General features: G+C 32.6%; 19 protein-coding genes and 1 other RNA gene. 10 read left to right on the top strand and 10 right to left on the bottom strand.

From position 1 onward, the window contains the following. The first annotated feature begins 95 nt into the window (after nucleotides 1–95). From IMCC3317_RS06590 to IMCC3317_RS06560, 8 genes are all read left to right on the top strand, one after another. Nucleotides 96–254 (top strand): hypothetical protein, encoded by a 159-nt coding sequence (locus tag IMCC3317_RS06590; RefSeq protein ID WP_160128740.1) that lies wholly within the window; start codon nucleotides 96–98, stop codon nucleotides 252–254. A 165-nt stretch (nucleotides 255–419) separates the two neighbouring features. After that, nucleotides 420–575, top strand: coding sequence for a hypothetical protein (locus IMCC3317_RS06585; protein WP_160128739.1), 156 nt, complete (start codon nucleotides 420–422; stop codon nucleotides 573–575). 635 nt (nucleotides 576–1210) lie between these two features. Next, nucleotides 1211–1345, top strand: coding sequence for a hypothetical protein (locus IMCC3317_RS23775; RefSeq protein ID WP_262887082.1), 135 nt, complete (start codon nucleotides 1211–1213; stop codon nucleotides 1343–1345). Nucleotides 1346–1526: 181 nt separating this feature from the next. Further along, a complete protein-coding gene (gene pdxH, locus IMCC3317_RS06580) occupies nucleotides 1527–2174 on the top strand; it encodes a pyridoxamine 5'-phosphate oxidase (protein ID WP_160128738.1) in 648 nt (215 codons plus the stop codon). Nucleotides 2175–2190: 16 nt separating this feature from the next. Continuing rightward, nucleotides 2191–2676, top strand: coding sequence for a SixA phosphatase family protein (locus IMCC3317_RS06575; RefSeq protein WP_160128737.1), 486 nt, complete (start codon nucleotides 2191–2193; stop codon nucleotides 2674–2676). After that, nucleotides 2676–4778: a polyphosphate kinase 1 gene (ppk1, locus tag IMCC3317_RS06570; RefSeq protein WP_160128736.1), complete on the top strand. Its 2103-nt coding sequence runs from the start codon at nucleotides 2676–2678 to the stop codon at nucleotides 4776–4778. The genes IMCC3317_RS06575 and ppk1 overlap by 1 nt, the downstream gene beginning before the upstream one ends. Nucleotides 4779–4795: 17 nt before the next feature. Beyond that, entirely contained in the window at nucleotides 4796–5722 is a 927-nt protein-coding gene (locus IMCC3317_RS06565; RefSeq protein ID WP_160131880.1) for a Ppx/GppA phosphatase family protein, read from the top strand. A 91-nt stretch (nucleotides 5723–5813) separates the two neighbouring features. Further along, the gene (locus tag IMCC3317_RS06560) at nucleotides 5814–6419 is read left to right on the top strand and encodes a porin family protein (protein ID WP_160128735.1); all 606 of its coding nucleotides are present in this window, start codon (nucleotides 5814–5816) and stop codon (nucleotides 6417–6419) included. Nucleotides 6420–6607: 188 nt separating this feature from the next. On the opposite strand, the gene IMCC3317_RS06555 is transcribed toward IMCC3317_RS06560, so the two are convergent. The 3 genes from IMCC3317_RS06555 to dnaX all read right to left on the bottom strand — a co-directional run bounded on the left by IMCC3317_RS06555 (nucleotide 6608) and on the right by dnaX (nucleotide 10021). After that, the gene (locus IMCC3317_RS06555; protein ID WP_160128734.1) at nucleotides 6608–7300 is read right to left on the bottom strand and encodes a T9SS type A sorting domain-containing protein; all 693 of its coding nucleotides are present in this window, start codon (nucleotides 7298–7300) and stop codon (nucleotides 6608–6610) included. Nucleotides 7301–7691: 391 nt separating this feature from the next. Continuing rightward, on the bottom strand, nucleotides 7692–8273 hold the full coding sequence (miaE, locus tag IMCC3317_RS06550) for a tRNA-(ms[2]io[6]A)-hydroxylase (RefSeq protein WP_160131879.1): 582 nt from the start codon (nucleotides 8271–8273) through the stop codon (nucleotides 7692–7694). 8 nt (nucleotides 8274–8281) lie between these two features. After that, nucleotides 8282–10021, bottom strand: a complete 1740-nt coding sequence (gene dnaX / locus IMCC3317_RS06545) for a DNA polymerase III subunit gamma/tau (RefSeq protein WP_160128733.1) — start codon at nucleotides 10019–10021, stop codon at nucleotides 8282–8284. Between the two features lie 179 nt (nucleotides 10022–10200). Between dnaX and rnpB the strand changes: the two genes are divergently transcribed. After that, nucleotides 10201–10498, top strand: an RNA gene (gene rnpB / locus IMCC3317_RS06540) — RNase P RNA component class A. A gap of 700 nt (nucleotides 10499–11198) precedes the next feature. Here the strand turns inward: rnpB and IMCC3317_RS06535 are convergent. Next, on the bottom strand, nucleotides 11199–11387 hold the full coding sequence (locus IMCC3317_RS06535; RefSeq protein ID WP_160128732.1) for a hypothetical protein: 189 nt from the start codon (nucleotides 11385–11387) through the stop codon (nucleotides 11199–11201). 217 nt (nucleotides 11388–11604) lie between these two features. Here IMCC3317_RS06535 and IMCC3317_RS06530 point away from each other — a divergent pair, with 217 nt between their 5' ends. Next, entirely contained in the window at nucleotides 11605–14130 is a 2526-nt protein-coding gene (locus IMCC3317_RS06530) for a DUF7619 domain-containing protein (protein WP_160128731.1), read from the top strand. A 91-nt stretch (nucleotides 14131–14221) separates the two neighbouring features. On the opposite strand, the gene IMCC3317_RS06525 is transcribed toward IMCC3317_RS06530, so the two are convergent. The 6 genes from IMCC3317_RS06525 to thrC form a co-directional block, all read right to left on the bottom strand. Further along, the gene (locus tag IMCC3317_RS06525; protein ID WP_160128730.1) at nucleotides 14222–14932 is read right to left on the bottom strand and encodes a YebC/PmpR family DNA-binding transcriptional regulator; all 711 of its coding nucleotides are present in this window, start codon (nucleotides 14930–14932) and stop codon (nucleotides 14222–14224) included. Nucleotides 14933–15129: 197 nt separating this feature from the next. Beyond that, nucleotides 15130–16173 carry an LIC11966 family surface protein gene (locus IMCC3317_RS06520; RefSeq protein WP_160128729.1) on the bottom strand — a complete coding sequence of 348 codons (1044 nt, stop codon included), beginning with the start codon at nucleotides 16171–16173 and terminating at the stop codon, nucleotides 15130–15132. A gap of 3 nt (nucleotides 16174–16176) precedes the next feature. Further along, a complete protein-coding gene (locus tag IMCC3317_RS06515; RefSeq protein WP_160128728.1) occupies nucleotides 16177–18198 on the bottom strand; it encodes a S41 family peptidase in 2022 nt (673 codons plus the stop codon). Between the two features lie 90 nt (nucleotides 18199–18288). Continuing rightward, a complete protein-coding gene (locus IMCC3317_RS06510; protein ID WP_160128727.1) occupies nucleotides 18289–19110 on the bottom strand; it encodes a sugar nucleotide-binding protein in 822 nt (273 codons plus the stop codon). A 9-nt stretch (nucleotides 19111–19119) separates the two neighbouring features. Further along, nucleotides 19120–20202: a glycine cleavage system aminomethyltransferase GcvT gene (gene gcvT / locus IMCC3317_RS06505; RefSeq protein ID WP_160128726.1), complete on the bottom strand. Its 1083-nt coding sequence runs from the start codon at nucleotides 20200–20202 to the stop codon at nucleotides 19120–19122. Between the two features lie 231 nt (nucleotides 20203–20433). Then, entirely contained in the window at nucleotides 20434–21714 is a 1281-nt protein-coding gene (thrC, locus tag IMCC3317_RS06500; RefSeq protein WP_160128725.1) for a threonine synthase, read from the bottom strand. Between the last annotated feature and the right edge of the window lie 137 nt (nucleotides 21715–21851).

The raw sequence follows: 21851 nt of genomic DNA, 5'->3' as shown, positions 1-21851 counted from the left end.
GCCTTAAATTAGCTGATTTAAGGTTGCTGACACTAAATTAATTAATCATATTCGATAGCTTTCAGAAATTAATTAATCAATAAAACTTTACAATCATGAAAAAAAATCAAATCAAAAAATTACAATTAACTAAAATTGATATCGCAAAAATAACCGATATGTTTACCTCAGAAATAAAAGGCGGAACAGATCCAGTATCTCCTCCTATGTCAGAAGCACCAGATAGAAATGGTGTTTGTTATGCAATAAAATAAATGTCAAGCATCTTAATATTAGTGCCTTAAATTACTTAATTTGAGGAACTATATTTTCTTACACTCATGTTTATTTTATAACTTACATTATCAGTTTTACCTAAAAAATTGAAAAGGAAAAGCCGAAAGCCTTTATAAATTGTAGGCATTAGTTAACTTATAACCATGAAAAAATCAAGAACTTTAAAATTAGCATTAAACAAGAAGAAAGTATCAACTTTAGACGTAAACGAAGTGAAAGGTGGACAACACTATTCATGCACACCAACATGTACGCAAACCGCATTGTACAGTAGATGTGGAAATCAACAATGTTACTAATACGAACAAAAATAATATCAAAAGGAGCGATTATCGCTCCTTTTTTTATGTCAAATTGTGAATAATAATTAGCCTGAGTTCGATATAAAACTTCAGAATGTTTTTTTTGTCTTTTCCGCAGTATAGCAGGGGTTTTTCATTAAGAATTTTCGAATCCTTGGAGGAAATTTAGAAAAATTCATGCGGTTTTAGTTTTTTTCAAAAAGAAAAACTAAAAATACCTCTGGAAATCGAAGATTCATGAGTTCCAAAATATAAAATAGAAATCACACGAACTAAAATCGCACTTTCTTTTGTTGACGCCTGTGCTGAACTTGATTCAGTATTCTTTGTGCGAGCAAAGAAAACGAAAATAACAAAATGAAAATCAAATACATAGTACTTATTTTAAAAATATGTTCAAAATTTTATTTGAGTAAACTTATGTCGAACTCACGCTAATTAGTATAAATAACGCTGCAAAGGTTTGTGAAATCAGTAGTTTTCAATTAAAAGTGAATACTACCTTAAATCATCTAATTTACGTTAAACATGTTTTTTTTCACATAAAAATCGTGATACTTTGGGTACATCAATTGATTGAAAGGTGTTGCCGAAAACCTATAAAAACGTAGGCATTATAAAATTCTAATATCATGAAAAAAAGAGAATTCAAAAACTTAACATTAAACAAAAAAGTAGTTTCTAATTTTGAAATCACAAAAATTAAAGGTGGATTATTTACTGAAGATCATAAAACCGGATGTATTGACCAATGTGAGATCAAATAAAGAAGCATAACTTCAGAATAGAAAAAGGGATAACTTCGGTTGTCCCTTTTTTTGTTTTTCAACTTTTAACAACTTTACTAAAACTTCCCGTAAAAGACATTCGTTTTACTTCAATAAACGAATGAAAATCTGTAAATTGCATGCACTATAAAATGCTGGAAAAGCGAGTTAATGCAAACGAATGAAACAAGATTTAAGTGATTACAGAAAATCATATGAAAAAAGTGAATTGCTAGAAGAAAACTGCTTAGAAAATCCGATTGAAATGTTTCAAAAATGGTTTTACGAAGTAGAAAAATCTGAAATGGTTGCAGAAGTCAACGCAATGACAATTAGTACACTTGGTTTTGATGGCTTTCCTAAAAGTAGAGTCGTATTATTAAAAAAGTACACATTTGAAGGATTCATCTTTTATTCAAATTATACAAGCGAAAAAGGATTGGCAATAGCAGAAAATCCAAATGTTTGTATTTCGTTTTTCTGGCCAGCAATGGAACGACAAATCATCATCAAAGGAAAGGTTGAAAAAATAGCCGAAAATCTATCTGATGGTTATTTTGAATCGCGTCCACGCGGAAGTCAATTAGGCGCATTGGTTTCAAACCAAAGTAGCGTAATTCCGTCAAGAGCATTTATAGAACAAAAACTAAAAAAGCTAGAAAACGAATACGAAGGCAAAGAAATTTTGCGCCCTGAAAATTGGGGCGGATATATTGTAAAACCGCAAGAAATAGAATTTTGGCAAGGAAGAGCCAATCGATTACACGATAGAATGCGCTACCAATTGCAAACAGATTATTCATGGAAAATTGAGCGTTTGGCGCCGTAATTTAAACCTATAAAAAATGAAAACGTTACTCATTGTTCGACATGCAAAATCATCTTGGGAATATCCTGTGGATGATAAAGATCGTACGCTAAAACTCCGCGGAATCAAAGATGCACATTTGGTGGCAAACCATATTGCCGACAAAATAAACACGCCAGATGTTATTTATTCTAGCATCGCAAACAGAGCGTTACATACCTGTGCAATTTTTACGCGTTGTCTCAACTATCCTTTTGAAAAAGTAGTTATTAAAGAAAGTATGTATGATTTTGGCGGTTCAGGATTGGTAGAAACCATAAAATCTTGTGATGATGCTGTTGATACTTTAATGGTATTTGGACACAATCATGCCATTACAGCAGTTGTAAATACGTACGGAAGTAAACTATTTGACAATGTACCGACAAGTGGCGCAGTTGTGATACAATTTGAAACAGATTCGTGGAAAACGATCAATGACGGTTCAACCATTTTAAAAGTGTTCCCAAAAGACTTAAAATAATGCAGCAGGCAAAAAATAAATACATCAACAGAGAAATCAGTTGGTTACAATTCAACGGGCGTGTATTGCAAGAAGCAGCCGACAAAACGGTTCCGTTAATTGAAAGATTACGTTTTATTGGTATTTTTTCAAATAATTTAGATGAATTTTTTAAAGTTCGATATGCTACTGTGAAAAGAATCGCGCAAGCAGGAAAAGGCGGAAGAAGCGTTTTAGGAGGCGAAAAAGCAAAAGATTTATTAGAAGAAATCACAAAAATTGTAATCAAGCAGCAAACAGAAAGTTTGCGTATTCTGAATGAAGTACAAAGTGCTTTGGAAAAAGAAAACATCTTTATTATCAATGAGAAAAAAGCATCACCAAGTCAAAGCGCATACATTGAAAAGTATTTTATTGAAAATGTAAGTCCAGCCCTGGTAACTATGATCTTGGACGATATTGACGAAATGCCAGGTTTGAAGGACAAAGCTGCATATTTGGCAATTCGCATGGTGATGAAGGAACAAGTAAAAAACACCAAAAAAGTATCTCGATTCTTCAAACCGCGTGTCAAGAAAATAAAATATGCTTTGATTGAAATTCCAAAATCTATTGATCGTTTTATTGTATTGCCAAGCGAAGGCGATAAGCAATATCTTATCATTTTAGATGATTTAATTCGCGATTCTTTAGGGAATATATTCAATATTTTCGACTACGAAAGTCTGTCTGCACACATGATTAAAATTACGCGTGATGCTGAATTGGATATCGACAATGACTTATCAAAAAGTTTCATCCAAAAAATTTCAACCAGTGTAAAAGGTAGAAAAAGTGGTGAACCTGTACGTTTTGTATATGATAAAACCATCGAAAAAGATACGTTTGAGTATTTAATAGAAAAAATGGGAATTGATGATATTGACAGTTTAATTCCTGGTGGACGTTATCACAATCGTAGAGATTATATGTCTTTCCCGAGTTTAGGTCGCCAAGATTTATTGTACAAATCATATCCGCCATTGCCAATCAAAGGATTGAGCATGGAAGGAAGTATTTTTGAAAAAATAGCACAAAAAGATTACTTACAATATGCGCCATATCATACATTTTCATATGTTGTACGCTTCTTGCGTGAAGCGGCATTAGATCCGAAAGTAACCGACATAAAAATAACAATTTATCGTTTGGCGAAAGTTTCGCACGTAGCAAGTTCCTTAATCAATGCAGTAAAAAATGGTAAAAAAGTAACGGTTCAAATTGAGTTACAAGCACGATTTGACGAAGCCGCAAACATCAAATACGCAGAACAATTACAAAGTGAAGGAATCAATCTCATCTTTGGAGTTCCTGGATTAAAAGTGCATAGTAAAACGTGCGTAGTAGAGCGTTTAGAAAATAATAAAATTGTTCGTTACGGATTTGTAAGTACTGGAAACGTAAACGAATCTACAGCAAAAATTTACACAGATTATACACTATTTACAGCAGATCAAGATATCTTAAAAGAAATAGCGAAAGTATTTGAATTCTTTGAAACCAATTACAAAGTTGCCAAATACAAGCATCTAATTGTTTCGCCACATTACACACGGAATATGTTTTACAAACTCATCAGCGCAGAAATAAAAAATGCGAAAGATGGAAAAGAAGCGTATATCAAAATTAAAGTGAATAGTTTATCTGACTATAAAATTATTGACAAACTGTACGATGCAAGCAGAGCAGGTGTGAAAATTCAGTTGATAATACGCGGAATTTGTTGTTTGATTCCAGGAATTGAAGGTATGAGCGAAAATATAGAAGCCATCAGTATTGTAGACAAATTTTTAGAACACCCAAGAATGTTTATCTTTGGGAATAATGGTAATCCAAAAGTATACATTTCTTCAGCCGATTGGATGACGCGTAACATTGATCATAGAGTTGAAGTTTCATGTCCAATATATGATGAAGATATTAAAAGTGAATTGTTGGATACATTTAGTATAGGTTGGAGCGATAATGTGAAAGCCCGTGTGTTTTCTAGTAACCAAGATAATGCGTATCGAGAAAATCAATTGATAAAAGTACGTTCACAATTTGCTACGTATGATTACTATTTACAGAGAATGTCAAATTAATATAAAAAAAGAAGGCCATTTTGAAAATTAGAAAATTTGCTGCCATTGATATTGGATCGAATGCTGTACGATTGTTAATTGCAAATGTCATAGAAGAAGAAAATAGAGATCCAAAATTCAAGAAAAGTTCATTAGTTCGTGTGCCAATTCGTTTAGGTCAAGACGTGTTTACGAATGGTGAAATTTCTAAAAATAATGTGGAACGAATGATCAATGCAATGAAATCCTATCGTTTATTAATGGATATTCATGGTGTTGAAGGTTATATGGCATGTGCGACTTCCGCAATGCGCGAAGCAAAAAATGGTGCAACTGTTGTAGAAAAAATCATGAAAAAGGCAGGAATATCTATTGATATTATTGATGGAAAACGAGAAGCTGCCATCATTGCATCTACCGATTTGCATAATGTAATTGAAAAAGAATGCGACTATCTATACGTAGATGTTGGTGGTGGAAGTACTGAATTTACTATATTCTCTAATGGAAAAATAAAAATATCACGTTCATTCAAAATAGGAACAGTTCGGTTACTAAATGAAATGGTAACGGAAACTGATTGGAAAGATATTGAAAAATGGGTGAAGCGTAATACCAAAGATTTGAAGCGACTTTCATTAATTGGTTCAGGTGGAAACATCAACAAACTTTACAAAATGTCGGGTACAACTATTGGCGAACCATTATCGTATATTTACCTCAACGCGCAATATCAATTTTTGCAAAGTTTAACGTATGAAGAACGAATTTCTGAATTAGGATTAAATCCTGATAGAGCCGATGTAATTATTCCTGCGACTCGAATTTATCTTTCTGCATGTAAATGGAGCGGTGCACGTAAGATATATGTACCAAAAATTGGGCTTTCAGATGGTATTATAAAGACATTATACTTCGAAACATCGAAAAAAGAGAAATCGACATCGAATATTTTGAGTTTTTGAATAAGCAATATTTATATTTAACAGTATAATTAAAAATAGATAGTTTCGTAAAGACTATCTGATCATTATAAAAACAATAAAACAAGAACAGATGAAAAAATTACTATTACTTTCATTTTTGATGTGTAGCCTAACTGCATTTTCGCAAGATATAGAAAAGGACACAGAAACAGAAGAAGATAAAGGTGCATACACAAGTACAGATTCAGATACGGAAACTAAATATGGTTTCAAAGCAGGAATTAATATCTCTAATTACAGTGCTACAAACCTAGATGATATTCAAGAAGGTTTGAATGATTCCAGAATTGGAGCCGTATTCGGATTTTTTGTAGACATGCATCTAGCGGGTAAATTTCGTTTTCAACCAGAATTTTTATACTCAGCACAAGGTGCTAAAGAAGATGCATTACGTGCCGATTATTTACAAATTCCACTAATGATAAAGTATGATGTAACAAACTTCTTAAACCTTCAATTTGGACCACAAATTGGTGTGAAAGTTCACGAATTTGAAGACAGTTTCAATAACTTTGATTACGCTGTCAACGCTGGATTTGGATTAGAAGTTATCGAAAATGTTTCTATTGAAGCTCGATACAGTCTTGGTTTAGCAGAAATGTTTGATGAAAAAAGAGCACCAAACTTAGAAGGGAAAAATGCAGTCATTCAGGTTGGAGTTACTTATAGATTGTAATTTGGATCGCTTCGCTCTTAGGCTATTGGTATCGCTATTCTCGATTTTGAGATAAAGTTTTAAAAGTACGTCAAGCTGAATTTGATTCGGTTTCACATAATCATAACATAAAAAACGTCTAATTGAATAATTTCAATTAGACGTTTTTTATTGGACAATCTCAGAAATCTAAAAGTGAATCCAATCAACTATATTTTTATAAACTTTTTCATATAGGTTTTATCTTTTTGTGTAATTTTTAAAAAGTAAATTCCAGCTTTTAAGCTAGTCATATCTATACGATCTTGTTTCAATAAATTATCAGAAATAATAATATTTCCAACAAGGTTATAAATTGTATATGTTGTTTTTAAATTGGTCGAAATTCCTGAGATATAGAGCTCTTCTTTTGTAGGGTTTGGATATAACTTTAAGGTGTTCGAAAGCACTTCATTATCTTCAGTAGATAAAACTTGTCTTCCATATATTAGTCTTTCACCTAACAAATCAGTCATTGTGAGCGATTGGTTATCTGTAGAAATTGTATAATCGAAAAAATTTGTTGTATCGGTTCCAAAAATTCCAAGATAAATAGGTTCAAAAAAATCTGTGTCACATAATATCTGTGTTCTCACATGATTAATAATATCAATAGAAGCATTGCTATTACTTATTACATAATCAGACCAATGAGTATTGCAACTACTATTTCCTGAGGTAGAATTATAATTACCAGAATTTGTAAAGTTGATAGTAATAACAGCTGGGTCAGGAATATGTGTTGTTGTTCCATTAGATTCTATATAATGTAAAAACCATTGCCCTAAAAGATCAGGGTCATCTTGAGCATGTATTGAAAAGCTAACTAAAAATATTAAAATAGTGGTGTAATTTTTTTTCATAGCACAAGAATTAGTTATTGTATGATACAAATATATAATAGAGTTAAATATAAAAAACCATTAATATAGACTTACTGAACACAATTTATAAATTACGACACATAAGTTAATGTTTTGATGATGAATGAAGTTTGCGTTCTAAGATTTTCAAATACTAACAGTAAAATTTTAGTTGAAATGTTGATAGGTTTATAAGTTTATCTAATGTGTGAATAATTCGCATACCAAAATACCAAGAACGTAGTGATACTAACATTCCAAGATCAGAAATTTAGTTGAAAGGTTTATAAGTTTATCCAATGTGTGAATAATTCGCATACCAAAATACCAAAAACGAAGCGATTCTAAGAGCGCAGCGATACTAACATTCTAAAAGCGCAGCGCGTCTAAATTACCCGTGCATCGTTTCGCTAGTTCCTAAATCTCTCATAATTTCTGCTTCAAAATCTAACAATGCTTGCCATTTTTCGTCCACTTCAGTTCTTTCACCATATTGTCTGGCAAAACCTAAAAACATAGTATAATGATTGGCTTCACTTACCATTAAATTCTTATAAAAAGTAGCTAACTCTTCATCTTTCATATTTTCAGACAATAGCTTAAAACGTTCGCAACTTCTGGCTTCAATCAAAGCGGCATACAATAATCTGTGTACCATTTGTGTAGTTCTGCTTCCGCCTTTCGGGAAAAACTGCAATAATTTGGCAACATATTCATCCTTTCGATCGCGACCTAATTTCCAGCCTCTAGCCAAAATTTTATCATGAACCATTTTAAAATGACTAATTTCTTCTTTCACCAATGAAATCATTTCTTCTACCAATTCTGGATATTCAGGAAAACTCACAATTAAGGAAATTGCGGTACTTGCGGCTTTCTGTTCACAAAAAGCGTGATCTACTAAAATCTCTTCAATATTTTTCTCTGCAATATTTACCCAACGCGGATCGGTTGGTAATTTTAAACCTAACATCATCTTTCTTAAATTTCTAAATCAAAATCTTTACGAAGTCGTTCTACTAACGGATTAATTTCTTTCAGTTTTTCATACTTATCACGCGTTGTAAACACATACTTTTTTGCGGTCAATTCGTTTACATCAATTTCTAGTGAAACATCATAATTATTCAACGCAGTTCTCACATATTCCAACAATGGATATTGTGCGCGCTCAATCTCAATGCGCATCGTTTCATTTGGCATTTCTAAACAAATAGTTGTTTCGTTTTTCAACTTCGGAATATCGGTAGATAATAAAGACCACATGATTTTTTCGCCTTTTTTATCGAGTTTTTCCACGTATTCGTTCCACACTTCTCGCATGCGTTCTTCCGTAAAGGCATCGCTTGGCAAATCTTTCTTATGAACAACTTTTCCTTGCTGTTTTTTTAAATGTTCTTGCTTTGCTTTAATGCTAGATAATGATAAACCAGAAACTTTATTTCGCATCATGGAAATATCAATCTTTGGTTTTACAAGTGGCGGAGTTTCTACTTTTTGTTCGGAAGTCTTTTCAGTAGTTTCTGTAGCTTCAACTTCGGTTTTAGTCTCAACTTCAACTTCAGTTTCAATTTCTTTTATTTTTACAATTGGATCAATCTTTTTACCATTTATCAAGAAAAAAGTGGCAGGAATTATGAACCGATCGCTATTTTTTTTTTCTCCATCATAATTGATAGAGGCAAGCTGCATTAAGCATAATTCAACTAAAAGCCGTTGATTCCTGCTTGTTTTGTATTTTAAATCACAACCGTTTGCCAGTTCAATTCCTTTCATGAGAAATTGTTGCGACGTTTTTCGCGATTGTTCTAAATATTTATTCTTGGTCTGATCGCCAACTTCCAACAAAGGAATGGTGGCTTCATTTTTACAGACTAATAAATCTCTAAAATGAGAAGCAATTCCAGCAATGAAATGATGTCCGTCAAATCCTTTAGATAAAGTTTCGTTGAAATCAACTAATAATTGTGGAATGTTATTTTCGAGAATTAAATCGGTTGCCGCAAAATAAATATCATAATCAAGCACGTTCAAATTTTCGGTAACGGCTTGTCGTGTTAATTGTTTTCCAGAAAAACTGACAACTCTGTCAAAAATAGAAAGTGCATCACGCATAGCGCCATCTGCTTTTTGAGCAATAATGTGCAATGCATCATCGTCCGCTTCTACACCTTGACTTTCGGCAATAAATTTTAAATATTCTTTTGCATCTTTTACGCCGATTCGTTTAAAATCAAAAATTTGACATCTGGATAAAATCGTCGGAATAATTTTGTGTTTTTCGGTCGTAGCCAGAATAAAAATGGCATGTTTTGGCGGTTCTTCTAAGGTTTTTAAAAACGCATTAAAAGCTGCTTGTGATAACATGTGAACCTCATCAATAATATATACTTTGTATTTACCTACTTGCGGCGGAATACGAACTTGGTCAATTAAACTTCGAATATCATCTACGGAATTGTTTGAAGCGGCATCGAGTTCAAAAATATTAAAAGCAAAATCTTCATCAGGATTTTCAGTTCCATCTTGATTGATCTTTTTTGCCAAAATACGCGCGCAGGTAGTTTTTCCGACACCTCTTGGCCCGCAAAATAATAAGGCTTGCGCCAGATGACTGCGTTCTATGGCTTTTTCTAACGTATTTGTAATCGCTTGTTGACCAACAACATCCTTAAAGGTTTGTGGTCTGTATTTAAGAGCTGATACGATGAAATGTTCCATAGAATTAGGGTAATCTTCTGAAAGCAAATATAACAATACAATTCTAATGAAACATAGCCAACAGCGAGATAGTTCTGCTTTTTTATTAACAGGTTTTCCAATACAGAAATGATGCAATTGAAAGTATAATTTTAAACAGGAAACAGTTGTCATTTCAAACAAAAGCGTACTTTTGCCTATAAGCAGGCTACCTTATCGCTGCTTCTTTCGAGAAGGAGAGGAAAGTCCGGACACCATAGTGCATTGTAGCGGATAACATCCGTCCGTCGTAAGGCGAGGACAAGTGCAGCAGAAAGTATGTACAGGTAATGCTGTAGTGAAACCAGGTAAACTCTACGAGGTGCAATGCCATGTATATGAACGATTTAAGAGCGGCACGCTCGATGTTCAAGGGTAGGCAGATAAAAGTTATTGGTAACAGTAATTTTAGATAAATGATAAGGCTCGACAGGATCCGGCTTACGGCCTGCTTTTTTTAATGAAACTCAGTTTTGAGAAGCCTTAAATGCGAACGAAACACTGCTAGTTGAATTAATCCTGCTGCATAGCGGGATCTCATATTTCATTATATATTTTATACTCAGTTTTGAGAAGCCTTAAATGCGAACGAAACACTGCTAGTTGAATTAATCCTGCTGCATAGCGGGATCTCATATTTCATTATATATTTTATACTCAGTTTTGAGAAGCCTTAAAGGCGAACGAAACACTGCTAGTTGAATTAATCCTGCTGCATAGCGGGATCTCACATTTTATTATATATTTTGTACTCAGTTTTGTGAAGTCTTTTTGGCGTGTAATGCTGAAGATGAAGTTCGATATTAAATAAATAGCTACTGTTTTTGCATAAAAAGAGAGAAACGCTTCAATTAAATTTGAAGAAAACTTAGTATTAACTTAATAATTCACATATGAAAAAATGATACAAATTTTTCAGCAATTTCTCTCCTTATTATTTATGCTCTAACACTCAAATTTTAATATTATTTATAAAATTTAAACTAACTAAATTACTCTAGTGTAAATGTACGTTGGTTTTTTTTGCTGATGATGTAAAAAACATATACATTTTGTAAGGTAAAACCGTAATAGTACTTATTTTAATAAACATAAAAAGCCTTCGAATGAAGGCTTTTTGGTAATTGGGTTTATTTTTTGCGTAGGCTATATTGTTAGATTAACAATACCATGATCCTGAAAATGGATCGTAACAGTCAAAGCACCTTCCGTTTTGGCAAATGTGATTTGCTGGACAATGTGATGCATTGGTGCATTCAGCAACATTTCTTCTTCCGCCTAAGATTTCCTTTTGAGCAGTTTTATTCAATTTCTGAGTTCCTTCTAATTTTAAAATATTTTTCAACATGATATATAAGTTATAGTTATGATGTAAATATAAAAAATCTAATTTTCAATTAATTACGGTTAGTCTGTCGTTTTGTTATTGTAAGTGTTTGTTTTTTAATAATAATGATAAGTTTGATGGAAAATTTAAACGCTTATCAATTTTTTTCTACGCTTATGTGTTTATTAACATATTTTAGCTTCACTTTTATTATTTTTGCGCTTCTAAAACTATATACATGAAAAAACAGTACTTTTTATTATTTCTTTTTATTGTAGTTGGACAGCTTGTGTCTGCACAAATTGTGAATATTCCTGATGCTAATTTTAAGAATAAGTTGTTAGGCAACTCTGCAATTGATACTGACGGAGATGGTTTTCTAGATTCAACTCTGGATTATAATAATGATGGAGAGATTCAAGTAAGCGAAGCAGAATCTATTACAGTCTTGAAAATAGGAGCGAACTTTATAAGTTCTTTAGTCGGTATAGAGGCATTCACGAATTTAGAGGAGTTAGATTGTTCTGGTAACTTTCTCACGGGCACTTTAGAATTCTCTACAATTCCCAATCTTAAAAAATTAGATTGTGAATCTAATCAACTTACTGGTTTGAATTTATCTTCAAACACGAATTTGGAAGAATTATTTTGCAAAAATAATCAAATCTTAAATTTAGATGTTTCTGCTAATTCAAACCTTTTGATTTTGAATTGTTCTGAGAATGCCATGGAAAGTTTAGCTTTCAGTTCTAGTGTAGAAGAAATTAGTTGTAGGATTAATTCTTTAACAAATATAGATGTATCATCAAACTTTAATTTGAGAAAATTAGATTGTTTTTACAATAATATTTCTATTATAGATGTAAATCAAAGCCCAAATTTAGAAAGTTTACAAATTGGCTCTAATAATATTTCTAATTTAAATGTTACTCAAAACCCTAATTTAGAATTATTAAGTTTTCCGAGTAACTCTATCTCAAATATTGACGTGACATTTTGTCCAAACCTAAGTTCTTTCGTTGTTTATGAAAACCAATTAACAAGTTTAGATGTAACTCAAAACCCTGATCTAGAATTTTTTTCTTGTTATTCAAATCAAATAACAAGCTTAGATGTGACATCTAACCCGAACCTTTACAGACTAAATTGCAACTATAATCAAATAACAAGTTTAGATGTTTCTCAAAATGGTAATTTATTTTTATTTTATTGCGCCTTCAATCAACTAGAAAGTCTATCACTAAAGAATGGAGACCATTTAATTCAATATCTTAATTTTAGCAATAATCCAACACTTCAATTTGTTTGTGCTGATGAAAATGAAATTCCAGCAGTGCAAAATTTTGCAAATAATTACGGTTACACTGATTGTGTCGTCAACAGCTATTGCTCTTTCACACCAGGTGGAACATTATATACAGTTTCTGGAGAAGTAAAATTTGATTCAAATACTAATGGTTGCGATATTAATGACGACGCATTTCCAAATTTCTCGTTTTCCATTACAAACGGTTCAAATACTGGAATTTTTACAGCAAATAGTTCAGGCGATTATGAAATTCCATTAAGTGACGGAATACATACGATAACGCCACAATTAGAAAATCCAACCTATTTTACAATATCACCAACAAGTATTACAGTAGATTTTCCAACAGACACAAGTCCAAACATTCAAGATTTTTGTATTACACCAAACGGAATATATAATGATTTGGAAGTTATAATTATTCCAGTAGAAGCTGCAAGACCAGGTTTTGATACAGATTATGAAATTATCTATAAAAACAAAGGAACAACTACACTTTCAGGAGCTGTTTCGTTAACATTTGATGATGATTTTATGAATGTTTTCTCGACAAATCCAACAGCCGATTTGCAAACTACTGGAAGTTTAAGTTGGAACTATACAAACTTAGCACCTTTTGAAACACGAAGCATTCTGTATACCATGAATTTGAATACGCCAACAGATGCAAACTTTCCATTAAATGGAGATGATGAATTAACGTATGTTGCTACAATTACGCCAACAACACTAGATGAAACGCCTGGTGATAACATGCTAACATTTGTACAAACTGTTGTAAATTCTTTTGATCCAAATGATAAAACGTGTTTAGAAGGCGAAACAATTACAGAAGATAAAGTGGGCGATTTTGTTCATTATCTAATTCGATTTGAAAATACAGGAACTGCAAGTGCCGTAAATGTTGTTGTAAAAGATGAGATTGATGCAGCAAGTTATGACATTAATACGTTAAAAGTCTTAGATGGAAGTCACGATTATATAACTAGAATAAACGGTCAAAAAGTAGAATTTATCTTCGAAAATATCAATCTTCCTTTTGATGATGCTACAAATGATGGGTATGTATTATTCAAAATTAAAACAAAATCAACATTAGTTGAAAATGATACTTTTACAAACAAAGCTGAAATCTATTTTGATTACAATGCGGCAATTATAACAAATGATGAAATGACGTTGGTGAGTGCGCCATTGAGTAGAAGTGAAGCAACTTTAGACGTGAGTATTGAAGCGTATCCAAAACCTACAAATGATATTTTATATATAAAAGGTGAATACGCGATTAAAACAATAGAGTTATATACGTTGCAAGGAAGACTACTGTTTTCCAAAGCGCTTATTGGAAATCAAACAAATACAAACATTTCATTAAAAACGCTTTCCAAAGGATTATACATTCTAAAAGCTACTTCTAAAAAAGGTGTATTTACCGATAAAATCATTAAACAATAAACAATAAACAGTGAAAAGTGAAAAGTGAAATTCAGGTATAAAAAAACACGCTAACTAGCGTGTTTTTTTGTTTCTACATGTAGAATGTTTGTTATTCCGCCATTGTATGATATACATTTTGCACATCTTCATCTTCTTCTAATTTCTCTAGAAGCTTTTCAATATCAGCAGTTTTTTCTTCATCTAATTGATTGGTAACTTGCGGAATGCGCTCAAAACCAGAAGATAAAATTTCTAATTCTCTATTCTCTAATTCTTTCTGAATGTTTCCAAAACTTTCAAATGGTCCGTATAATAAAATTCCATCGTCATCTTCAAAAACTTCTTCCACACCAAAATCGATAAACTCCAATTCTAATTCTTCTGCATCTTGTCCTTCTGATGGAATACGGAAGTTACACGTATGATCAAACATAAATTCTACTGAACCTTGTGTACCCAAACTTCCATCACATTTATTAAAAGAGCTTCGCACATTGGCAACAGTTCGGTTGTTATTATCCGTTGCAGTTTCTACCAAAATGGCAATTCCGTGCGGTCCGTACCCTTCAAAAAGTACTTCTTTATAGTCTCCAGTATCCTTGTCAGAAGCTTTTTTTATGGCGCGCTCAACGTTATCTTTTGGCATGTTGGCAGCTTTCGCATTCTGAATTACGGCACGCAATCTAGAATTTGTCTCCGGGTTTGGTCCGCCATCTTTTACAGCCATCACAATATCTTTACCAATGCGCGTAAAGGTTTTTGCCATTGCTGACCAACGTTTCATTTTTCGTGCCTTTCTAAATTCAAATGCTCTTCCCATGTGCTCGTTCTTTTATTTCTTATATCAATATCTAATTAATACTAGTTTTAAAAAAGATGGTAAATATCGTATGCTTTTTCAATATCATATCCGATTATCAATTTAATATAATCAGGTCTTTATTCTTGATTCTAAAAGCGAAGCGATCTTTACCATCTTTTATCAAATACTACTTTTTTACAAATATATACGTTGTATTATTCTTTTGGAATATGTCGACTTAAAAATTTTGCCGAAGCTTCATTCCATTGATTAATAACTTTAGTTCGTTTTTTATTTAATTCCTCGTTTGTTTTATTAAAATCAACAACAGCTTTGTTCATTTCTTTTACCATACTATTGTACTGATCAATTTCTTTTTTAGTTCGGTTTTTTGACGATTTTTTATCAATTGAATTTTTGATCGCGGTAAATTTTTCATTCAACAAGAAAAAACCTAACAGCTTAGGAATTTCATTTTTTGTTTCGTTCAAATAGAATTCTAATGCTTTTTTGGTGGCTTCTATTACAGAAGAATCTTCTTTGTATAACGTAATCGTATCCAGAGCTTGTAAACCTTCTTCGGCAAACATTTGTAGCGCGTTTGCATTCTGTTGAATAGCACTTAAATCGCTTGTTGACAACGCGTTTATCATGAATCGTTCTTGAATACTACTTTTGAAAAACACCAAATACACTTCATTTTTATGATCAAAAACTTCGTTTGAAATTTTCATCTTTCTACTCAAATCTGTTTCCGACTCAATCAGTCTAATATTATTTCTAGCGGCATAATCTTTTTGTGCATTTTCATACGTTTCTTGCGCTTCTTGCATGCGTTCATCTGCCATTTTTTGTGCTAAAATGTATGCTTCCATAAAATCATACGATTGCTCGGCAACCTCTTTCATATCTACAATCTTAGCATAATCATTCTTCAAAATATTGGTACGTAAATCCATATATTCCAACACTTGTTTTCTATATGCATCTTCGCCTTTAAATGGTGTTGCTCTTTTGATTTTTAGCATTGCACGCTCAATAGATTTCAACAAACGTTTTCTGTCGCCTTCAATCTTTCGAGGACTTTTACTGTGCGCAACAGATTTGGTATAATTCCAGGAACTTTTACTAATCTTTTGGTTTTCGTCTCCTATAAAACCTAGATAATCGTTTGCGTTTTTAAAATTTTGTGCAGTTGATGTTTGAAACATCACAACACAGAAAAATACAACACTAATTTTTAAGTAATTTGATTTCATATGTTATTGGGCTAATTGTTTTATATAATCTGAAATAATACGATACGTTTCTTCAATCTCATGATCGGTTTCAATACTCTTGATCGCGTACGAATTCAGTTTTGCTTTATTTTTATTATAGGCTAAAATTTCTTTGTAATCTTCCAAATTGACCACTTCAAACGTTTCATGCTTCATTTCAATAGCATCTGTTTTCTCAAAAATGGCATTAAAATTATCTCTGTCTTTCTTGAGACTTTCCACGGATAATGCTAATTTTCGTTGACTATTTAAATAATTTAATAAGTTCGAATTGATATTTTTAATCGTTTTGATCGCTTTATTATTCTCAGTTCGTGCTAGACTTTGCGTTCGTAAATTATCATGATTTGCTGTTGCCGGAATCTTGAAATACACATTCTTCAAAACGGTATCATTTTTAATAAAATTAGCATTTCCGCTTTCGCCATCTTCTATGCCAGTATACAAATTTGGAAATTCAATATCTGGAACAATTCCTTTTGCTTGATGCGAATTTCCTTTGAAACCATACATTTTCTCCAATGTAATTTTAATAAAACCTAAATCGTTTTTCAACGGAAGAATCTGCTGAATCGTTGCTTTCCCATACGTTTTGCTTCCAACAATAATGGCTCTATTATGATCGCGCAAAGCCGCCGCAATAAATTCAGAAGCTGAAGCACTTCCATTATCTACTAAAATAACCAGCGGTTTTCTAAACAACGTTCCGCGATTAAAATCTTTAATAATCGTTTTTTTGTTGTCTTGATCTCTATAAATTCCCAACGGACCTTTGTCAATAAACATTCCTGCCAAGTCAATTGCTTGTTTCATAGAGCCGCCGCCATTTCCGCGCAAGTCTAAAATTAATCCGTCAATATTGACAGCGTTGAGTTTAAAAAGTTCTTTGGCAATATCATTCGCGCTTCCAAAACCATAATCGAGATTTGTATAAAAACTAGGCAATGAAATATAACCAATATTGAGTTCTCCTTTTAGAATAAAACTGTTTACGGCATTCGCTTCAATCTTTAAATTTTCCTTTTTGAGAATGATTGTTTTATTGATATTTTTCTGTGTCAACACTTTAATAGCAATCGTTTGATTAATTTCGTCGCTGATAAAATCGTATAAGTTTGAAAGTGAAAGACAGGTTGTGTTAATTGTATTTTTATTTGCTTCTAGCGACAGCACCAAATCGCCTGCATTGATTTCTTTTTCTTTCCAAGCAGTACTTCCAGTTTGCAAGCCTGAAACGACAATTTTCCCATCGCTATTTTTTGAAAACCAAACACCAATTGAGCTCGTTTCTGTTCCTATAGAATTCATGAAAGTTGCGTTATCTGTTGGATCAAAATAACTACTATGCGGATCAAAATAGGAGCAAATTACATCTAAAAACATGGTTTCTAGATACGATTCCAGTCCGCCAACGGCTTGTAGTTTATCTAAAATATAGCATTTATTTTCAGCAATTACTTTCGATTTGAGTTGCGATTTTATTTTATTGAAATTTGCAGGATTCGACAACGACAAATAATCACCGATAATATCAATCCGAATCTTTTTGGACCAACGTTTTTCTAGCGTTTTGCGCGTATCCGAAAATTGAGAATCATCTTTCAGACTTCCATAAAAAACGGTATCTTTTCCAGAAAAATCGAGTTTACTTTTTTCAACCAATTCAATTGATTTTTGCGCTAACAGCAATTGATTTTTATACGAAGTTGTAAACTCTTGTATAAAGTCACATTCTTTCGTAAGTAAATAATCGTCAAGTTTTGTTTTCAAACTTTCCAACGCTTTCATATCGGCTTCCGAATATAGCATGCGTTTCTGATCCAATCTTTCAAACAAAGTAGTAAAAACATAGGTGGAAAAGTCGTCATCAATAGTTTTTGGTTGATAATGATTCTTTTCGAGCATGTTCAAAACCAACGTTGATTTTTCACAAAAAGTGGAGTCTGTTTGCGCATAGGTTACGGAAACGACGCAAAGCAATAGGAAACATATAATTTTATGCATGAATGCGAATAAAAGATTTGTAGTACATGAAGTCACGAATTTAGCAAATCTTTTGATTTTAACGTAGGAATGTGTTTAAAAAGCGGTGGTTTAAAGCGTATTTTTCCCAGAAATAAAGTCTAAAGTTTCTTCATTGGTCGTTGCCAAGTGTTTTGGAAGCTTATTTTCTTTAGGTAAAACGGCTAAAAAACGATCAAAATTGGACGTATATACATTCTTGAATACCGGTTTTTCAACGTTCATGCTTTTTAAAATTTCTGTGTAAAACTCGTCATGATGTATCAAATTTTCTGCGCCTAAATGAAAGATTCCATTTTTACGCCTGTTAATCATATAATGTATTTGTTGTGTGAGTTTTTTATCAGAAATTGTATTCATCACCAAGTTAGGAAAGACTTCAATCGGAACTTTTTCTTGCAAACAGTGCTTTATCTCCAAAATACGTGGCGAATTATTTCCAAAAACCATCGGCAATCGAATAATTGCATATTTTTTCTGCGGCAAACGCATCAACATATTCTCAATTCTGATCTTAAGCTTTCCGTAAATACTTTCCGAAAGTGTCTTATCATATTCATAAGAAGGATAACTGCTGTAAGCGTCAAAAACATTAGCGGAAGACAAGAAAATTAACTTACAAGGTCTTGTTTTTACATATTCTGTGAGGAAAATATGTACTTCAATTTGTGCTGCAAAATCGCCCCGCAAAGCCGAAATTATAATCGTTGGTTTTACTTGCAATACAACTTCATCAATGCCGTCGTAATCTAAGTCATACCGAATAAAATGCGCGTTTTCGGCAAATGATTTATTGCTATAAAATGTACCGTAAACGTCAAAATAGGAGCAGAGTTCTTTATAAATTGCCTGACCTATAAATCCGCTCGCGCCTAAAATTAAAATTCGATTCAAAAGAAACTTTTATTTTTTATAAAAAGGAGGTTTTACCACTTTGGCAGGAACGCTATTTTTACGAATTTGAATGTAAATATGACTTCCAACATCTGTAAAAACCGTTGGTACATATCCTAAACCAATTCCAATTCCCATAGAAGGCGACATTGTCCCAGAAGTTACAATTCCTATTTTATTTCCATTTCCATCAACAATATCATATCCTTGTCTTGGAATTCCACGTTCTTGTATTTCAAACGCAACTAATTTACGTTCAACACCAGTTCTTTTTTGAGATTCAATTTCTTCACGATTTACAAAATCTTTCGTGAATTTTGTAATCCAACCCAAACCAGCTTCAATCGGAGAAGTTGTATCGTCAATATCATTTCCATAGAGACAATAACCCATTTCCAAACGCAATGTATCTCTTGCTGCCAAACCAATCGGCTTGATTCCAAAATCTGCACCAGCTTCAAAAACGCGTTCCCAAACTTCGGCAACGTCTTCATTTTTACAATAAATCTCAAATCCGCCAGAACCTGTATAACCAGTTGCCGAAACAATCACGTTTTCAACACCTGCAAACTTGGCAATTTGGAATGTGTAGTATTTTATATTTGACAAATCAACTTCCGTCAAGGATTGCATTGCCTCCACCGCTTTTGGTCCTTGAATAGCAAGTAAAGAATAATTATCAGACACATCTTTCATTTCCGCACCAACATCATTATGACTTGAAATCCAGTTCCAATCTTTCTCAATATTCGAAGCATTTACAACTAAAATATACTTCTCTGAATTAATTCTGTATATAATTAAATCATCTACAATTCCACCATCGTTATTTGGCATACAACTATATTGTGCTTTTCCGTCAGCCAATTTAGAAGCATCATTTGTAGCAATTTTTTGAATTAACGCCAAGGCATTTGGTCCAGAAATCACAAATTCTCCCATATGACTTACGTCAAAAACACCAACGCCAGTACGAACAATTTCGTGTTCAGCATTAATACCTTCGTATTGTACAGGCATATTATAACCTGCAAAAGGAACCATTTTTGCGCCTAATGCTTTATGAATTTCTGTGAGAGCTGTATCTTTCATGTGTAATCAGTCTTGAATTGATTGCGAATTTATGAAAAATAGACCTAAAAAAATGATGATTTTTCACTTGATTCATAATTTATCGCCACTTTTTTAGAATTTCACAAATTTTAATAGTTATAACTAATTGATTGAATTTGTTCCTGAGGTTATCCAAAAATACTCAAAATGTAGTTTGAAGCAATTTAGATATTTTAAATCTTCAAATTAAAGTGTTAGCACATCATAAATTTATTCCATTAAAAATTTCTTCAAACCTTCATAATCCGTAATAAAATGCGCTTTTTTCTCTTTGTGCATAATCTCTTGAATCTGTTTAGGAATGTCTAATTTTAGACTCAAGGTCGATTCTACAGTTGGTAAAAATTTGACAGGATGTGCAGTTTCTAGAAAAATTCCGTACGCATCTTTTAAATCGTGGTTTTTCAAGCCCAAATAACCAACTGCGCCATGCGGATCAGCAATATAATTCGATTGATCGTACAAGGTTTTCATTGCAACTTTCGTTTCCGAATCTGAAAAACTATACGATGAAAAGTGTTTTTTGATGGTTTCTAAATCATTATCATACAACTCTTGAATCCGAATGAAATTACTCGGATTTCCAACATCCATTGCGTTTGAAATGGTTGCAATCGATTTTTTTGGTGTATAAACTCCAGCTTCTAAATAATCTGAAACTGTGTTGTTTACATTTGTCGAAGCAATAAAATGCTGAATTGGTAACCCTAACTTTTGCGCCATAATTCCAGCGCAGATATTTCCAAAATTTCCACTCGGAACTGAAAACACTAGATTTTTATGTTTTTTATGTAATGCTTTATACGCAAAGAAAAAGTAGAACATTTGTGGCAACCAACGCGCTATATTAATCGAGTTTGCAGATGTTAATGTACGTTCAATTTCTGAATCTAAAAAAGCAGTTTTCACCATTTCTTGACAATCGTCAAAAACACCTTCAACTTCCAACGCTGTAATATTTTGACCCAAAGTCGTCAATTGTTTCTCTTGAACTTCACTAACTTTTCCACTTGGATATAAAATGACAACATCAACACCTTTTACACCTAAAAAACCATTCGCAACAGCGCCGCCAGTATCGCCAGAAGTTGCAACCAAAACGGTTACGCTTTCGTCTTTATCACGATTAAAATAACCTAAACAACGTGCCATAAATCGTGCGCCAACATCTTTAAAAGCCATTGTTGGTCCGTGAAATAATTCTAAAGTTCCAATATTTTCTTCAATTGGAACAATTGGAAAATCAAAACTCAACGTTTCCTTAATAATGTCTTTTAAAATTTCTTTCGGAATATCATCACCAACGAATTGCTGAATCGCTTCAAAGGCAATTTCTTCATGCGAATACTCGCCAATATTTTTGATGAAATCTTTAGATAATGCCGTGATTTTTTCAGGAAAATAAATTCCTCTATCAGGCGCTAATCCTTTAATGACAGCTTCTTCGAAAGATACTTTTGGAGATTTATGATGTAGACTGTAGTAGTTCATTTTTTTTTTGTAATTGAATAATTGAATGATTCAATAATTTTGGTTTATAATAAGTTTCCGTCAAGCTGAACTTGATTCAGCTTCTCACAAGTAACTAACACTTTTGTATTTGTAATTTCAATTGTCAGTTCGAGTGC

Source organism: Kordia antarctica (assembly GCF_009901525.1).
In the GTDB taxonomy this organism is placed as follows: Bacteria; Bacteroidota; Bacteroidia; order Flavobacteriales; family Flavobacteriaceae; genus Kordia; species Kordia antarctica.
Note: the sequence above shows the minus strand (reverse complement) of the source record. Positions and strands in the feature narration are given on the sequence as shown.

Bases quoted from the DNA above. Each gene is read 5' to 3' on its own strand.
- IMCC3317_RS06590 (WP_160128740.1), top strand. From the start codon at position 96: ATGAAAAAAAATCAAATCAAAAAATTACAATTAACTAAAATTGATATC.
- IMCC3317_RS06585 (WP_160128739.1), top strand. From the start codon at position 420: ATGAAAAAATCAAGAACTTTAAAATTAGCATTAAACAAGAAGAAAGTA.
- IMCC3317_RS23775 (WP_262887082.1), top strand. From the start codon at position 1,211: ATGAAAAAAAGAGAATTCAAAAACTTAACATTAAACAAAAAAGTAGTT.
- pdxH (WP_160128738.1), top strand. From the start codon at position 1,527: ATGAAACAAGATTTAAGTGATTACAGAAAATCATATGAAAAAAGTGAA.
- IMCC3317_RS06575 (WP_160128737.1), top strand. From the start codon at position 2,191: ATGAAAACGTTACTCATTGTTCGACATGCAAAATCATCTTGGGAATAT.
- ppk1 (WP_160128736.1), top strand. From the start codon at position 2,676: ATGCAGCAGGCAAAAAATAAATACATCAACAGAGAAATCAGTTGGTTA.
- IMCC3317_RS06560 (WP_160128735.1), top strand. From the start codon at position 5,814: ATGAAAAAATTACTATTACTTTCATTTTTGATGTGTAGCCTAACTGCA.
- IMCC3317_RS06555 (WP_160128734.1), bottom strand. From the start codon at position 7,300: ATGAAAAAAAATTACACCACTATTTTAATATTTTTAGTTAGCTTTTCA.
- miaE (WP_160131879.1), bottom strand. From the start codon at position 8,273: ATGTTAGGTTTAAAATTACCAACCGATCCGCGTTGGGTAAATATTGCA.
- dnaX (WP_160128733.1), bottom strand. From the start codon at position 10,021: ATGGAACATTTCATCGTATCAGCTCTTAAATACAGACCACAAACCTTT.
- IMCC3317_RS06535 (WP_160128732.1), bottom strand. From the start codon at position 11,387: ATGTTGAAAAATATTTTAAAATTAGAAGGAACTCAGAAATTGAATAAA.
- IMCC3317_RS06530 (WP_160128731.1), top strand. From the start codon at position 11,605: ATGAAAAAACAGTACTTTTTATTATTTCTTTTTATTGTAGTTGGACAG.
- IMCC3317_RS06525 (WP_160128730.1), bottom strand. From the start codon at position 14,932: ATGGGAAGAGCATTTGAATTTAGAAAGGCACGAAAAATGAAACGTTGG.
- IMCC3317_RS06520 (WP_160128729.1), bottom strand. From the start codon at position 16,173: ATGAAATCAAATTACTTAAAAATTAGTGTTGTATTTTTCTGTGTTGTG.
- IMCC3317_RS06515 (WP_160128728.1), bottom strand. From the start codon at position 18,198: ATGCATAAAATTATATGTTTCCTATTGCTTTGCGTCGTTTCCGTAACC.
- gcvT (WP_160128726.1), bottom strand. From the start codon at position 20,202: ATGAAAGATACAGCTCTCACAGAAATTCATAAAGCATTAGGCGCAAAA.
- thrC (WP_160128725.1), bottom strand. From the start codon at position 21,714: ATGAACTACTACAGTCTACATCATAAATCTCCAAAAGTATCTTTCGAA.